Consider the following 14926-nt stretch of genomic DNA (forward strand, 5'->3'; position numbering starts at 1 on the left):
GCAGTCGGGCCCTCGATGATCACGCACAGGATGCCCGGGTCGCCGGTGTCCGTGCAGGCGTCGATCGTGACCTGCGCCAGCGTGCCCGGTGCCGCGGACTGGCCGCACAGGCCGTCGGCGCGCCAGAACGGCTCGTCGTAGACGATCGAGACCTTCACGATCGCGCCACCCGGCATGCGCTGGTGCAGGAACGATCGATCGGTGGGAAGCATTGGCTCGTACCTGATTTGGCTGGCGATCGCCAGCGGTACCGCGACGATCACGCGCCGCGCCCGGACGCTGTCGCGATCGGACCGCACGGTGACTCCGTCGTCGTCCTGCGTGATGGACCGGACCGGTTGCGAGAGCCGGATGGCGTCGCCCAACTCGGCGGCGATGGGCCGGTAGATCGCTCCCATCCCGCCGACGATCCGGGCGTCCTGAGATGCGCCTTTGCCGCCCAGCACGAAGGTGGGCCCGCCGCCCGACGCCATCTGATACAGCACGAACAGCATCGACACCTCGGAGGGGGCCGAGGTGTAGCAGCCGGAGACGGCAGTTTCCAGCAGCGCGTGCGCCGCCTTGGATTTGACGTTCTTGTCCAGCCACTGGGCCAGTGTCATGCGATCCCATTTCGCGGCATTCTTGGCTTGCCACGGCGCGTCGAGCGGGATCGATTTGCACAGTTGGTTGATTCCGTAGAAACCCGCGCCGAGGTTCAGCGATGCCCACGGGCCGATGCTCCACGGGATCGTGCCACGGTAACGGGACAGTTTGCCGTCGATCACCATCAGGTAGTCGCCGTCGGTGTACTGCTTGAAGGTCGCGACGTTGAATTCGTTCATCAGCGCGTAGATCCGGTCCTGGGTCGGTCCGACCCACGCGCCGCCCTTGTCGATCCACGACCCGTCGTCGCGCGTGACGGTGTACGTGCGGCCGCCGACTCGGTCGCGCGCTTCCAGCAAAGCCACCGACTGGCCGGCCTGCTTGAGGCGAAGGGCCGCGGTCAGACCCGCGAAACCAGCGCCTACCACGCAAACGTCGACGTCAGCCATGCTGATAAGGCCTACCTGTCCAGCGCTTGCCAGTCAATGCCGAGCTGCGGGTACCGGCCCGCTAACTCCAGGCGACCGGCAGGCTCTTGATGCCGTGGATGAACTGCGACAGCAGCCGCGCCGGCTCCGCGGTCGCGGCGATGTCGGGTATCTCGCGGTGCAGCTCCTCGAACATCACCCGGATCTCGCGGCGGGCCAGGTTCGCGCCCAGGCAGAAATGGGCTCCGCCGCCGCCGAAGCCGACATGCGGGTTGGGGTTGCGGGCCACGTCGAAAGCCCAGGGGTTGGCGAACTTCGCCTCGTCGCGGTTGGCCGAGTTGTACCACAGCGTGACCTTGTCGCCGGCCGCCATCTTGGTGCCGCTCAGCTCGACGTCCTGGGTCAGGGTGCGCCGCATGTACACCACTGGCGAGGCCCACCGCACGATCTCCTCGACCGCGGTGGGTGCCAGACGGTCGAAGTCAGACCACCACTTTTCGCGCTGCTCGGGGTAGCGGGTCAGGGAAAGCACACCGTGGCTGATCGCGTTGCGGGTGGTCTCGTTGCCGGCCACCACGAGCAGGATGAAGAACGACGCGATCTCCTGCGAGGTCAGCCGCTCGCCGTCGACCTCGGCCTCGACCATGCTCGACGTCAGGTCGTCGTAGTGGTTGACGCGACGGTCCTCGGCCAGCGCGCTGGCGTAGGCGCCGATGTCCATCGACACCTTCATGAACTCCTCGAAATCGGAGGTGAAATCCGGGTCGCCGAAACCGAGAATCACGTTGGTCCAGTGAAATATCCGCTGATGGTCTTCCTCGGGAATCCCCATCATGTCGCAGATGACCTGCAACGGCAGCGGCCCGGCGAGCTCGCTGACCAGGTCGGCTTGTCCGTCGGGATGGTTGGCGATCATCGAAGCGACCAGCCGGTGGGCCCGCTCGCGCACCGACGCTTCGATGCGGGCCACCACTTTCGGCGTGAACGCTCTGCTCACGATCGAGCGCAGCCGCTGATGGCGGGGATCGTCGAGCACGATCATCGAGCCGAAGTACTCGGCGATCTCGGGCGTTTGGTCATTGATCGTGATGCCGGGAGCGGAGCTGAAGATCTCCGGATGGCGGCTGGCGTGGAAGACGTCGTCGAGCTTGGTGAGCGCCCAATGCCCGCCGCCCGTCGCAAACCCCTCGAACTCGATCGCCGGCCAGAACGAGATCGGCGCCTCCCGCCGCAGCGTGGCGAACGCGGCGTCGCGCATGTCGTCGTCTAGTTCCCAGAACTCCAACGAGTCGAGGTGAACGTCGGCGAGCGGAATCTCCGGCGGCGCGGTCCCGTTCGCTCGACTCGCCAGGCCAGTTGTCACGTCGGACCCTCCTTGCTAGTGGCGCGAGCAGACGTAAAAGCACCCGCACGCACGGCGTGTCGGGTGCTTTTACGTCTGCTCGGCACGGGACTCAATGGGTGCACACGGTTCGGCCAGGCGCACCCGAGGCCGTCGCCTCCTTGACCGTGTTGCCGTCGAGGATGATTCGGCAGGTGACGGTGCCCGGCGCCTGGGCGCTCAGTACGAACACCTGCCCGCCGAAGGCGGTGAACTCCGCCGACCAGGGCAGCTGCGCGTTGACGGCGCGCTGCTGGCCGGTGTCGGTTTGGTAGTTGATCAGTTGGGCGACGCCGGCGCTGCCACTCACCTCATAGCGAACCTGCGGAAAGTCGTCCGCGTGTGCCACACCGCACGTGGCCGCGAATCCGATGCAGACAGCGAACAGGGTCGAGGGCCCGCGAAGATGCTTCATGGTTTCTCATGCTGTCATCACGCGGGACCGCACGCGAGCTTTTTCTGGCCGGCGGACACGGTTCAGCCGCTTGAACACGACACGCATATGGTGAATCGGGTATCGGGGGCCGGTGATTCGGAAGGTGGCGGACGAAGGCATGGCGGGTATGTCGGGACACGACAAAAAGCGGGTAGTGGTCTGGGGCACCGGTTTCGTGGGCAAGATGGTGATCGCCGAGATCGTGAAGCACCCGACGTTCGAGTTGGTGGGCGTCGGCGTCAACGCCGCCGGCAAGGTCGGCCGCGACGTCGGCGACATCTGCGGGCTGGCCGAACCGGTGGGCATCACCGCCACCGACGACGTCGACGCGCTGATCGCCCTGAAACCCGACGCGCTGGTGCACTACGGCCCGACGGCGATGAAGGCCAACGCCAACATCTCGCTGATCACCCGCTTTCTGCGGGCCGGCATCGACGTGTGCTCGACGTCGATGACGCCGTGGGTCTGGCCGACGATGCACCTCAATCCGCCGCAGTGGATCGAGCCGATCACCCAAGCGTGTGAGCTGGGGGAGTCGTCGTGTTTCACCACCGGCATCGACCCGGGCTTCGCCAATGACCTGTTCCCGATGACGCTGATGGGTCTGTGTTCCGAAGTGCACCGGGTCAGGGCCTCTGAGCTGCTGGACTACACCAACTACGAAGGCGACTACGAAGTCGAGATGGGCATCGGCCGGGAGCCCGAGTACAGCCCGATGCTGGAAAACCGCGACGTGCTGATCTTCGCGTGGGGCGCCACTGTCCCGATGATCGCCCACGCCGCCGGCATCATGCTCGACGAAATCACCACCACCTGGGACAAGTGGGTGACGCCCACCGAGCGCACCTCCGCCAGGGGTGTCATCAAGCCCGGTCACGTCGCGGCCGTGCGGTTCACCATCAACGGCGTCTACCAGGGTGAGACCCGGATTCAGCTGGAACACGTCAATCGCATCGGGCTCGACGCCGCCCCCGACTGGCCAACCGGTCACGACAACGACGTCTACCGGGTGGATATCGAGGGCACGCCCAGCATCTTCCAGGAGACCGCGTTCCGGTTCACTGACGGCTCGGGCCGCGATGCGGCCACGGCCGGCTGCCTGGCGACCGGGATGCGCGCGCTCAACGCGGTCCCGGCGGTCAACGACCTGCCGCCGGGCTGGGTCACTCCGCTGGATCTTCCGCTGATCCCCGGCCTCGGCACAATTCGCTGACCAGCGCATATCTGTAGCCATGTCGTAATACAGCTCACGCATAGCAAGCGCAAAGATTGGCTATATGTTTTAGCGACAAAATTTTGAGGTACGCGGGAGCCGGGGGCGCCGCTGAACACAGGGATTGGACATGGCCGAACGAAGGAAGCCCGCGCTGGGCTTATCGATTGGTGCCACGAATCTGGCGGCAGTAACCGCTGATCACGCCATCACTCGCAAGCCCGTGCTCACGCTGTATCGCCAGCGTCCGCCCGAGGTCGGGGTGCCGTCGGAGAACCCGAGGCTGGACGAGCCCGGCCTGGTCATCAGCGACTTCGTGGACCGGGTGGGTGACCCGGTCGGAATCGTCGCGACCGACGGCTCGGTGCACCGCAGTGAAGCCCTGGTTGCCGACGGCCTGCGTGCGCTCGCCTATACGGCCACTGGCGGGCGGCCGCTGCCCGAACACGTGGCGGTCACCTATCCGGCCCACTGGGGGCCCAAGGCGGTGGACGCGCTGGCCTCGGCGTTGAGTCGGGTGTCCGAATGGTCGAATCGTGCGCGGCCGCTGACGCTGCTGCCGGACGCCGCGGCGACGCTCTGCGCCGTGCGGGCCAACCCGGGCATACCGGCCCGGGGGATCGTCGCGGTGTGCGATTTCGGCGGGAGCGGCACCAGCATCACGCTGGTCGATGCTGCCGGCGACTATTTGCCGGTGGCGCCGACCCTGCGGCATCACGACTTTTCCGGCGACCTGGTCGATCAGGCGTTGTTGACCACCGTTATGGACGACATGCCGAGCACGGGTTCGTTCGACCCGGCCGGCACTTCGGCGATCGGCTCGCTGAGCCGGCTGCGGGCGGGATGCCGCAGCGCCAAGGAGCAGCTCTCGCTGAGCACGGTGACCACGTTGTCCGACGATTTGGGCTCGCGTGCCGATATCCGGCTCACCAGGAACGAACTTGACGACGCGATCCGCGATTCGCTGAACAACTTTACGGCTGTCCTGGAAGAAGCCTTGGTGCGCAATGGAATTCGTGGTTCAGATCTGGTTGCCGTGGTCTCGGTCGGCGGTGGGGCCAACCTCCCGGCGGTCACCACCATGCTGTCGGGACGGCTGCGGGTCCCGGTCGTCACGACTCCCCGTCCGCAACTGACAGCCGCCATCGGCGGTGCGCTGCGGGCGGCGCGCGGTCCGCGCGACGACACCGAAACGGTGATGACGCCGGCTGCACCGGCTAAGGCGAGGTCGATGGCTCCGCTGGCGATGGCCGGCGTATCGGGCCCGTCGGCGTTGGCGGCTCCGGCATCGGGGGTGTCGGTGCTACCGGCGGACCCAGTGGCACGCCAGCTGCCGGTGGCCTGGTCGGAGGCCGACGACGAATCCGGCGGCATGCCCGCCGGCACGGGCTACACGGCGGCGCGCCCGGCGCTCAAGTTCGAGCGCGAGGAGCCCGCGCGTCCTGAGCCCAAATCCCAGCTCATCCCGTGGTATCGGTTGCCCTGGGTGGTGATCACTGGTGCACTCGTGGCGGTGGTGCTAGTAGGCACCGCCGTGGCGATCGGGATGAACTCCGGGAACACGCCGGCGCCGGGGGTCAACACCACCCCGGCTTCGTCCCCACCTGCTTCGCCGGCTCCGGCCCCGCCGCCCGCGGTCGGCCAGTCTGCGCCGGCGTCGGCTCAGCCACAGGCCAGCGGCCAGCCCGCACCTCAGCAGGCACCGCAATCACCCGAGGCGGCGCCGCCGGCGGCTCCCCCGGCAGCGCAGCTATCGCCGGCGCCCCAGGCGCCGCCCGTTCCTCAGGGTCCGCCGCCGGTTGTGCCGCCGATCCCGGCTCTGCCGCCGATCCCGCACATTCCGGGGATCGGCGCGCCGATACCCGGCGTACCTCACCCGGCGGGGCACCACTGAGCGCTGCTATCGGGTGACGGATTTCTCCTCGCGCTCGCCCTTGGCCTTTTCTTCCTCGCTGACGCCGTCTTCGCGCTCGGCTGCCTCGACAACGGCTTTGTTGAAGGCCTTGTCTTTTTCGATCTGCTCTTCCATCGACAGCCCCTCGCCGGAGTCGCCGTCCTCATCGGATGACTCACCGCCGTCTAGGTTGGCTTTGGCCGCCGGGGCGTCCTCGTCGCCAGCGGCTTTGGGGTTACCGTCGTCATCGAGCCAGTCGTTGACCGCCGTGCCCGAGACCGCGCCACCGGTACCCGGCAGGATCAGAGTCGGCCGATCTTCATAGGCCGCCATCATCTTGGCGGCTTCTTCTTTTTGCTCTTCGTCCGGTTCTGGCTTGTCAGTTGGCGTTTCCGCGTCGTTCTTGGGCGCTTCTGCGGCCTCTGCGTCTTCTGGTTTCTTGGCCGGGCTCTCCAGCTCGTTTTCTTGGGTTGTCACGCTAAATACCCCCTTGGAGTTGTGGTCTGGACCACCCCTCGTTCAGGGTTACCCGCTTCAGCGCGGTATCGAAACAGCGATTATTCGCGCTTGGCCAGCACAATTGACGCGAGCGGAATTCGCATCGGCTCAGGCGCACTCGCCAGCCGTTGCGCGACGGCAGCCTCGAGCCGCTGGAAAAATGCCGTCGTCCGCGGGTCGCTGGCCCCGTTATCCAGCCCGGCAGCCAGGGTCGGGAAGAGCGCGGCCCGCGCGAACGCGGCCCACTGTGCGCCGAAAGCCTCTGCGTCGTGGTCTGTTTGGAACCGGGCCCAGAATCGGTCCTCGGCGTTGAAGATCTCGAGATGCTCGATCGTCAATCCCTCGAACCATCCGCTGGGGGAGAAGGGTGCCCGAAAGTCCTTCTCGCTTCGGGCGACAAGGGGGATCGCCATGCGCCGCAACTCGTCTCGATGCAGCAGGCCCTTGGCGACCTGATCGTTGAGCCCCGCATACAGCGCGTCGTTCATTGCCCGGTAGCCGAATTCGCCGTCCGCGTCGATGGCCATCGTCAGGACCACCAGCCGTCCCTGCGGACACAACTCGCGGCCGCGGAAGGCCACGAAGTCGTGCCAGTCGGTGGCGCCCTGGCGGGCGTATGCCGCGCGCGCCTCGGCGTTCGTGCTGTACGCGATTTGCACGTGATCGGCGAACTCGGGGGCACCCGCCGGAATCCGGCTCAGCCACTGGACCGCCCACGACGTCCAGCCCAGGTGGACGGTGTTGGACGGCAGGATCTGGTGGTAGAACGAGCGACCGACGGCCGCCGGGAAACACGCCGGGTCGTGGTGCAGGTAGCTGTCCGGGTCGTCGGCCAGCGTCTCGAACAATGCGGTGAAGTCGTTCTGCGGTACGTCGGTGTGCGCCAACAGGATTGCGTGATCGCGGCGGGTACGCCGACGCAGCACGTCGATCGCCGCGGACATCGGCTTGAGTGAATTGTGACCGTTGGCCGTCCCGTAGTCGGCGATGACGATCGGCTGCGGCTGTTGGGGCAGCGGCACCCGGTGCGCGGCCCGTTCCAACAATGCGATCGCGGGCGCCAAACCGGCGGCCTGCAGCCGCGACGACGCGGTATAGGTCGCGCTCTCCATCGGCTCCGGGCGGACCACAATGCTCGATTCGGGCAGCCGACCCTTTGCTGCCATATCAGTTGGACGCCGGGTAGCTCACGTCGGTGAGCTGCTCGGAAATCTCCCACAACCGTTGGCAATCGGCCTCGTTGCGGGCAGGCTCGGGGATTTTGGCCGGCTTCACACCACCACCGGCGAGCTCCCCAACCCCGCGGGGTCCGTAGAAGGCGCCGCCTTCGGCGTGCGGGGTCGCGGCCGCATACAGCGCGGGCAGAATCCCTTCATCGATCTCCTGCCACAGGAACGGGGTGAACCGCCACGACAGCGTGTACAAGCGCTCCATCAGCGCCGGCTTTTCGCGGCCGTGTGAGGGTCCGCTGATCTGCAGGTTGGTCTTGGTCAGTCCCGGGTGCGCGGCGTTGGAGACGATGCCCCAGCCGGCCGCGCGGCTGCGCCGGTCCAGTTCGAGGGCGAACATCAACACCGCCAGCTTCGACTGACCATAGGCCGACATGGGGGCATAGGACTTCTCGAATTGCAGGTCGTCGAAGTGGATCTTGCCGCTCTGACGCGCCGCGAGGCTGCTCAGGGAGACCACACGAGCGCCGTGCGCCGCGCGCAGCAGCGGCAATACGTGTGCGGTCAGCGCGAAGTGGCCGAGATGGTTGCTGCCGAACTGCAATTCGAAGCCGTCGGCGGTGGTGTCGCGTTCGGGTGGGGTCATGACACCGGCGTTGTTGATCAGGATGTCGATCGGGCGGCCTTCGGCGTTGAGTTGATCGCCCAGCGCGGCGACCGAGGCCAGCGACGACAGGTCGAGCGCCTTGACGGTCAGCTTGGCGTCGGGAACCGTCGCGCGGATCTCCTCGATCGCCGCCTCACCCTTGGTGCGGTTGCGGATCGCCATGACCACGTCGGCTCCGGCGGCGGACAACCGTCGGGCCAGCCCGAAGCCGAGACCGCTGTTGGCGCCGGTGACGATCGCCAGCTTGCCGGACAGATCGGGCACCGTGGCGACGAGATCGTTGGCCATGCGTATCACTCCTTCTCCGGTGGTCTCGTCCTAGTCTGCGCTTTCCCTGTTCGTTCGCGAATCGGAGCGGCATTCTGGTCTGCATGGGCCTGCGCTGGGAGGCATTTCGCGAGCGCATCCCCGGTTGGGCGGCCGCGTTTGCCTGCGGAACGCTTCCCGCGTTCGCGTTTCCGGCGCCGGCATGCTGGTGGCTGGCCTGGGTCGGCTTGGTCCCGCTGCTGTTGGTGGTGCGAGCCGCCGCGACGTCGTGGGCGGGCGCGGTGCGGGCCTGGCTGGGTATGGGCGCATTCGTGTTGATCACCCAATACTGGCTGGCGAGCAGCATCGGTCCGGTGCTGCTGCTGTTGGCTGCGTTACTCGGGGCGCTGTGGGTGCCGTACGGGTGGATCGCGCACAGGTTGTTGTCGCCGCCGCTTCCGATGGGCCGCATGGTTGCCGCTTTGGTGGTGGTGCCCGGCGCCTGGGTGGCAGCAGAAGCCGTACGATCCCTACCGTTGCTGGGCGGTCCGTGGGCAGCGCTGGGTGCGTCGCAGTGGAACCGGCCGATGATGCTGGCGTCGGCCTCGTTGGGCGGGGTGTGGCTGACGAGCCTGCTGCTGGTTGCCGCCAATACCGCCGTCGTCTGCGCAATCCTGCACCGGCAGGTGGCCGGTCGGCTCGTCATGTCGGCGGGTGCGATGGCGTGCGCGGGCCTCGGACCGGCCTGGTACCTGCTGGGTCCGGCGCCGGACGCCGCTCCTTCGGTGCGGGTGGCGTTGGTGCAGACCGGCGACATAGCCGACGTGGTGGCGCGTCAGGCGGCCAGCGAGGCGCTCACCGCGACTCTGGTCGACCAGCGGCCGGATTTGGTGGTCTGGGGTGAAAGCAGCGTCGGAGCAGACCTCACCAGCCACCCGGATGTCCTGGACCGCCTCAAGGAGCTGTCCCGCCGGGTGGGTGCGGATCTGCTGGTCAACGTCGATGCACCGGCACCCGGCGGTGGTATTCACAAGTCGGCCGTGCTCGTCGGGGAATCCGGACTGCTGGGCAGCTACCGCAAGTCCCGACTCGTGCCATTCGGCGAATATGTGCCGCTGCGGCCACTTTTCGGCTGGACTACTCGGTACAGCAAGGCCGCCGCAGTGGACCGGCAACGGGGCGCCGGGCCGGTGGTGCTGCATGCCGGCAGGCTCGCCATCGGCCCGTTGATCAGTTACGAGGTGACCTTTCCCGACCTGGCGCGGCGCGAGCAGCACCTCGGTGCGCAGCTGCTGGTGTATCAGAGTTCCACCTCGTCGTTTCAAAGCAGTTGGGCACAGCCACAGTTGGCCGGCCAGCCCGCGGTGCGTGCTGTCGAGGAGGGTCGCGCGGCGGTCCATGTGGGGCTGTCCGGAGACAGCTCGGTTTTCGATGCCCGTGGCCGTGAGTTGGCGTGGTGTCCGTCGGACTTCCGCGGTGTCAAGATCGTCAGCGTTCCACTGGGGTCGAATGCCACGTTGTACCAACGGACGGGTGATTGGGTGTTGGTGACCGCGTTTGTGGCCGTGGGCGCTGCGGTCGGCTTTGCCGTGCTCCGTCGTCATCGAGCCCCCGCGCATGACAGACTGCGTGGATGAGCAGCAGAGGGCTCGCCAAGATTTCGCTGGCCGCCGCCATCGTGATGTTGGTGGGGTCGGTGGCCGGCTTCATCATCACGTTGGTACTCAACGCATTCTTCCTGGACAAGTACAACGCGTACGGCGAGGTGCCGATCCCGGGGTCCGGCGAGGTGCACCTGCCCGCCGGCGAAGTCACCGCCAGCCTGCACACTGTGATCATCGGTGGTCCCAACGGCGGCGGTCTGCCGGTGCCGCCGCTGGGTGTGACGATCATCCCGCCCGACGGTGTGGCGCAGCCGGTGGTGACCGAAAGCATCGGCAGCACAACGACTGTCAACAACGACGCGCATGTGCGGGTTTGGCTGGTCCGGATCGCCAAGGAGGGCACCTACCACGTCACGACCGACGGCCAGGTCAACGGATACATCAACCCGCGGCTGTCCTTCGGCCATCAGAGTTCGTACGGCTATCTGGTGTGGGTATTCGTCGGGTTGTTCGTGATGGCTCTGATCGATTTGGCGGTGTCGGCGAAATGGCTGGGTCGCGCCAGGCGCACCGCGGCGTCGGCGCTTGTGGCTGGGGCGCCCAATTTCCCGGTGGTGCCGGTGGTGCCGCCCAGGGTGCCGCCTATTACCGCCCAGGAACTCAGCGGCGAGGGAGTTCGCCTGGAGCGACTCAAAACGCTTGCGGCGCTGCGGGATTCCGGCGCGTTGACCGAAGAGGAATTCCAGAGCGAGAAGCGCCGCATCCTCGACGACGGGTGAGCTTCCTGCGGCGAGCGTGCGCAGATGTACAACGACACGCCGGTAAGGCTGGCATTCCGCGCACGTTCGCGGCGCGGGAGCGCTAGTGCCCGCGGGCGACCCACTCCTCGTAGTGGACGATCTCGTCGCCGATCGTGGTGTCGTCGCCGTGCCCGGTATGCACGACGGTGTCGCCGGGCAACTTGCCGAGGCGATCGGAGATCGACTGCAGGATGGTGGGGAAGTCGGAGTACGAGCGCCCGGTCGCGCCCGGCCCGCCGGAGAACAGGGTGTCGCCGCTGAACACAGTGCCCAGTTCTGGGGCGTACCAGCACACCGATCCCGGGGAGTGACCCGGGGTGTGCAGCGCCTGCAGCTGCGTGCCCGCGACGCTCAAGGTGTGCCCGTCGGAAATGGTGCGAAAGTCCTTGTCCGGGTGCGTCATCCGCCACAGCACCTCGTCGCCGGGGTGCAGCAGCACCGGCGCGTCGAGCGCGTGGCCGAGCTCGGGAGCAACCGTGACGTGATCGTTGTGGCCGTGCGTGCACACCACCGCGACCACATTGCGGCCGGCGACCGCGGCCACGATCGGCTCGGCGGTATGGGCCGCGTCGAAGACCACGACCTCGGAGTCGTCGCCGACGATCCAGATGTTGTTGTCGACTTCCCAACTGCCACCGTCGAGTTCGAAGGTGCCGTGGGTGACGATCTTGTCGATCACAGGACCACCACCGAACGCAGCACGTTGCCGCCGTGCATCTTGTGGAATGCCTCCTCGACGTCGCCGAGACCGATGCGTTCGGAGACAAACTTCTCCAGCGGAAGCCGGCCCTGCAGGTAGAGGTCGATCAGGGTGGGGAAGTCGCGTTCGGGCAGGCAATCGCCGTACCACGACGACTTCAGCGCCCCGCCGTGGGAGAAGAAGTCCAGCAGCGGCATGTCCAGCCGCATCTCGGGGGTCGGGACACCGACCAGCACCACGGTTCCGGCGAGATCGCGGGCGTAGAAAGCCTGCTTCCAGGTTTCGGGCCGGCCGACGGCGTCGATCACCACGTCGGCGCCGAAGCCCCCGGTGAGGTCCTGGATGGTCTTGACGACATCGAATTCGCGGGCGTTGACGGTATGGGTGGCGCCGAACTTGCGGGCCAATTCCAGCTTCTTGTTGTCGGTGTCGACGGCGATGATCTTTTTCGCCCCGACCAGCGCGGACCCGGCGATCGCGGCGTCGCCCACCCCGCCGCAGCCGATCACCGCGACCGTGTCGTCGCGACCCACCGCACCGGTGTTGACGGCGGCGCCCAGGCCGGCCATCACTCCGCAGCCCAGCAGCCCGGCGACGGCGGGGTCGGCCTGCGGGTCGACCTTGGTGCATTGACCCGCGGCCACCAGCGTCTTGTCGGCGAACGCCCCGATGCCCAGCGCCGGAGTGAGTTCGGTGCCGTCGGTCAGCGTCATCTTCTGCTCGGCGTTGAACGTGTCGAAGCACAGGTTGGGCCGGCCGCGTTTGCAGGCCCGGCACTGGCCGCACACGGCGCGCCAGTTCAGGATCACGAAGTCGCCCGGCTGAACCGCGGTCACCCCGGGGCCGACGGCTTCCACGGTGCCCGCGGCCTCGTGGCCGAGCAGGAACGGGTACTCGTCGTTGATCCCGCCGTCGCGGTAGGTCAGGTCGGTGTGGCAAACCCCGCAGGTGCTGATGTCGACTACGGCTTCGCCGGGCCCGGGGTCGGGGACGACGATGTCCACCAACTCGACGGGCTCGCCCTTCTTACGTGAAATCACGCCGCGCACTGTCTGACTCATGGACACCAACCTACTTTGTGTCTAGTCATCGAGCCTGCGGTGGTGGCGTCTCGCCGGTGTAGCGTCGCTGAGCATGACCGAGACCGCAGAAGAGTTCACCGAACGCATGACCGCGGCCCTGGACAGCGCCAGTCTGGCGATTCTGCTGAGCATTGGTCACCAGACCGGACTGCTGGACACCATGGCCGGTCTGCCGCCTGCGACCAGCGCCCAGATCGCCGACGCTGCGGGCCTCAACGAGCGCTACGTGCGGGAGTGGCTGGGCGGGGTGACAACTGGGCAAGTCGTCGACTACGACGCCGAGTCCGCGACCTACTCCCTGCCGGCCCACCGCGCCGGCGTGCTGACCCGGGCGGCCGGGCCGAGCAACCTGGCGTTGGTGGCTCAGTTCATTCCGCTGCTCAGCGAAGTCGAGCAGAAGATCGTCGGCTGCGTGCGCGACGGCGGCGGGTTGCCCTACAGCGAATTTCCGCGCTTTCACACGCTGATGGCCGAGATGAGCGGCGTGGTGTTCGATCGTGCGCTGGTCGACGTCGTGCTGCCGCTGGTCGACGGCCTCGTCGAGCGGCTGCGGTCCGGTGCCGACGTCGCCGACCTCGGGTGCGGCAGTGGTCATGCGATCAACCTGATGGCGCGGGCGTTCCCGGCCAGTCGATTCACCGGCATCGACTTTTCCGAAGAGGCCATCGCGACCGGCCGCAAGGAGGCGGCTCAGCTGGGTCTGACGAATGCGAGCTTCGAGAGCCACAACCTGGCTCAGCTGGAAAAGGATGCCGCCTATGACGTAATCACCGTGTTCGACGCCATTCACGATCAGGCGCAGCCGGCGCGCGTGCTGGAAAACATCCATCGGGCGCTGCGTCCGGGCGGGGTCTTCCTGATGGCCGACGTCAAGGCGTCCAGCCGGCTCGAGGAGAACGTCGGCATCCCGATGAGCACCTACCTCTACACGACCTCGATGATGCACTGCATGACGGTGTCGCTGGCGCTGGACGGCGCCGGGCTGGGCGCGGTGTGGGGACGCCAGCTGGCCGTCTCGATGCTCGCCGACGCCGGGTTCGACGACGTGGTGGTGGGCGAGATCGAGTCCGACCCGATCAACAACTACTACATCGCCCGAAAATGAAGGATCGGCTGGAACCGAAGGATCGGCTGGAACCGAAGGATCGGCTGGAAGCCATGGCCGCTCTGGACGTTCTGGACGAGTGGCCGGTACCGGCCGTCGCCGCCGCGGTGATTGCCCCGACCGGTGTGCTGGCCACCCACGGCGACACCGAGCGGGTGTTCACGCTGGCGTCGGTCACCAAGCCGTTGGTGGCGCGGGCCGTGCAGGTCGCCGTCGAGGAAGGAGTGGTCGAGCTGGACACCCCGGCCGGCCCGCCCGGCTCCACGGTGCGTCATCTGCTCGCGCACGCGTCGGGACTGGCGATGACCTCCGATCAGGTGCTGGCCAAGCCGGGCACCCGCCGGGTGTACTCCAACACCGGCTTCGCGGTGCTGGCCGAGACGGTGCAGCAGGAATCGGGGATCGAGTTCGGTCGCTACCTCGCCGAGGCGGTGTGCGAGCCGCTGGCCATGACGTCAACCCGGCTGGACGGCGGTGTGTGGGCTGCCGGGTTCGGGGCAACCGCGTCGGTGGCCGACCTGGCCGCATTCGCCGGTGACCTGCTGCGGCCGGCGACGGTCTCGGAGCAGATGCATGCGGAGGCGATCACCGTGCAGTTTCCCGGGCTCGATGGCGTGTTGCCCGGATACGGCTCGCAGCGACCCAACGATTGGGGGCTGGGCTTTGAGATTCGGGATGCGAAGTCGCCGCACTGGACCGGCGCACGGAACTCGGCACGCACATACGGTCATTTCGGGCAGGCGGGCGGCTTCATCTGGGCCGATCCCGACGCCGATCTGGCGCTGGTGGTCCTGACGAACCGCGATTTCGGCGAGTGGGCGTTGGACATCTGGCCGGCACTTTCCGATGCGGTCATATCGCAATACATCTGATAGGGACTGCACACTAGCGCAACACGGGTCCCACAGGGCACAATAGACACGCACGACACAAAAACATCCTGCCTCTCAGGTTCACCAGGTCGTTGGGGAAGACGTCCCTCGTGGAACCGAAGGAGCAAAAGATGCGAGCGTCGAATCAATTCGCCGACGCCACGGCAGGCGTGGTGTATATCCACGCCTCCCCCGCGGCGGTTTGCCCGCATGTCGAGTGGGCGTTGTCGTCGACCCTGCAGTCCA

General features: G+C 67.1%; 14 protein-coding genes and 1 pseudogene. 7 read left to right on the forward strand and 8 right to left on the reverse strand.

Annotated elements, in window-relative coordinates:
• From VML93_RS32475 to VML93_RS32485, 3 genes are all read right to left on the reverse strand, one after another.
• Positions 1-1034, reverse strand: a 1034-nt coding sequence (locus VML93_RS32475; protein ID WP_325617009.1) for a flavin monoamine oxidase family protein, incomplete at its 3' end; no start/stop codon positions are given.
• A 61-nt stretch (positions 1035-1095) separates the two neighbouring features.
• Positions 1096-2376: a cytochrome P450 gene (locus VML93_RS32480; RefSeq protein WP_325617010.1), complete on the reverse strand. Its 1281-nt coding sequence runs from the start codon at positions 2374-2376 to the stop codon at positions 1096-1098.
• Between the two features lie 91 nt (positions 2377-2467).
• On the reverse strand, positions 2468-2809 hold the full coding sequence (locus tag VML93_RS32485; RefSeq protein WP_325617011.1) for an MmpS family transport accessory protein: 342 nt from the start codon (positions 2807-2809) through the stop codon (positions 2468-2470).
• A 148-nt stretch (positions 2810-2957) separates the two neighbouring features.
• Between VML93_RS32485 and VML93_RS32490 the strand changes: the two genes are divergently transcribed.
• Positions 2958-4043: a dihydrodipicolinate reductase gene (locus tag VML93_RS32490; RefSeq protein WP_325617026.1), complete on the forward strand. Its 1086-nt coding sequence runs from the start codon at positions 2958-2960 to the stop codon at positions 4041-4043.
• Positions 4044-4173: 130 nt separating this feature from the next.
• A complete protein-coding gene (locus tag VML93_RS32495; RefSeq protein WP_325617012.1) occupies positions 4174-5937 on the forward strand; it encodes an Hsp70 family protein in 1764 nt (587 codons plus the stop codon).
• Positions 5938-5943: 6 nt separating this feature from the next.
• Here VML93_RS32495 and VML93_RS32500 read toward each other — a convergent pair whose 3' ends face one another.
• The 3 genes from VML93_RS32500 to VML93_RS32510 all read right to left on the reverse strand — a co-directional run bounded on the left by VML93_RS32500 (position 5944) and on the right by VML93_RS32510 (position 8559).
• Positions 5944-6273 (reverse strand): hypothetical protein, encoded by a 330-nt coding sequence (locus VML93_RS32500; protein ID WP_325617028.1) that lies wholly within the window; start codon positions 6271-6273, stop codon positions 5944-5946.
• Positions 6274-6494: 221 nt separating this feature from the next.
• Positions 6495-7601, reverse strand: coding sequence for an SAM-dependent methyltransferase (locus VML93_RS32505; RefSeq protein ID WP_325617014.1), 1107 nt, complete (start codon positions 7599-7601; stop codon positions 6495-6497).
• A gap of 1 nt (position 7602) precedes the next feature.
• Complete coding sequence (locus tag VML93_RS32510; RefSeq protein ID WP_325617016.1) at positions 7603-8559, reverse strand: SDR family oxidoreductase; 957 nt, start codon at positions 8557-8559, stop codon at positions 7603-7605.
• An 83-nt stretch (positions 8560-8642) separates the two neighbouring features.
• Between VML93_RS32510 and lnt the strand changes: the two are divergent.
• Together lnt and VML93_RS32520 are read left to right on the forward strand one after the other, a co-directional pair.
• Positions 8643-10155, forward strand: a pseudogene (lnt, locus tag VML93_RS32515) (apolipoprotein N-acyltransferase); the annotation flags it as partial.
• On the forward strand, positions 10151-10900 hold the full coding sequence (locus tag VML93_RS32520; protein ID WP_325617018.1) for an SHOCT domain-containing protein: 750 nt from the start codon (positions 10151-10153) through the stop codon (positions 10898-10900). The pseudogene lnt and the gene VML93_RS32520, both read left to right, overlap by 5 nt.
• A gap of 82 nt (positions 10901-10982) precedes the next feature.
• On the opposite strand, the gene VML93_RS32525 is transcribed toward VML93_RS32520, so the two are convergent.
• Both VML93_RS32525 and VML93_RS32530 read right to left on the reverse strand, forming a co-directional pair.
• Positions 10983-11600: an MBL fold metallo-hydrolase gene (locus tag VML93_RS32525; RefSeq protein ID WP_325617020.1), complete on the reverse strand. Its 618-nt coding sequence runs from the start codon at positions 11598-11600 to the stop codon at positions 10983-10985.
• A complete protein-coding gene (locus tag VML93_RS32530) occupies positions 11597-12682 on the reverse strand; it encodes an S-(hydroxymethyl)mycothiol dehydrogenase (protein ID WP_325617022.1) in 1086 nt (361 codons plus the stop codon). The genes VML93_RS32525 and VML93_RS32530 overlap by 4 nt, the downstream gene beginning before the upstream one ends.
• Before the next feature lie 73 nt (positions 12683-12755).
• Here VML93_RS32530 and VML93_RS32535 point away from each other — a divergent pair, with 73 nt between their 5' ends.
• The 3 genes from VML93_RS32535 to VML93_RS32545 all read left to right on the forward strand — a co-directional run.
• Positions 12756-13808: a class I SAM-dependent methyltransferase gene (locus VML93_RS32535; protein ID WP_325617024.1), complete on the forward strand. Its 1053-nt coding sequence runs from the start codon at positions 12756-12758 to the stop codon at positions 13806-13808.
• Positions 13809-13861: 53 nt separating this feature from the next.
• Positions 13862-14680 carry a serine hydrolase domain-containing protein gene (locus VML93_RS32540; protein ID WP_325617030.1) on the forward strand — a complete coding sequence of 273 codons (819 nt, stop codon included), beginning with the start codon at positions 13862-13864 and terminating at the stop codon, positions 14678-14680.
• A 131-nt stretch (positions 14681-14811) separates the two neighbouring features.
• Positions 14812-14926, forward strand: a 115-nt coding sequence (locus tag VML93_RS32545) for a DUF3145 family protein (RefSeq protein ID WP_325617032.1), incomplete at its 3' end; no start/stop codon positions are given.

This window comes from Mycobacterium sp. (assembly GCF_035499775.1).
In the GTDB taxonomy this organism is placed as follows: Bacteria; Actinomycetota; Actinomycetes; order Mycobacteriales; family Mycobacteriaceae; genus Mycobacterium.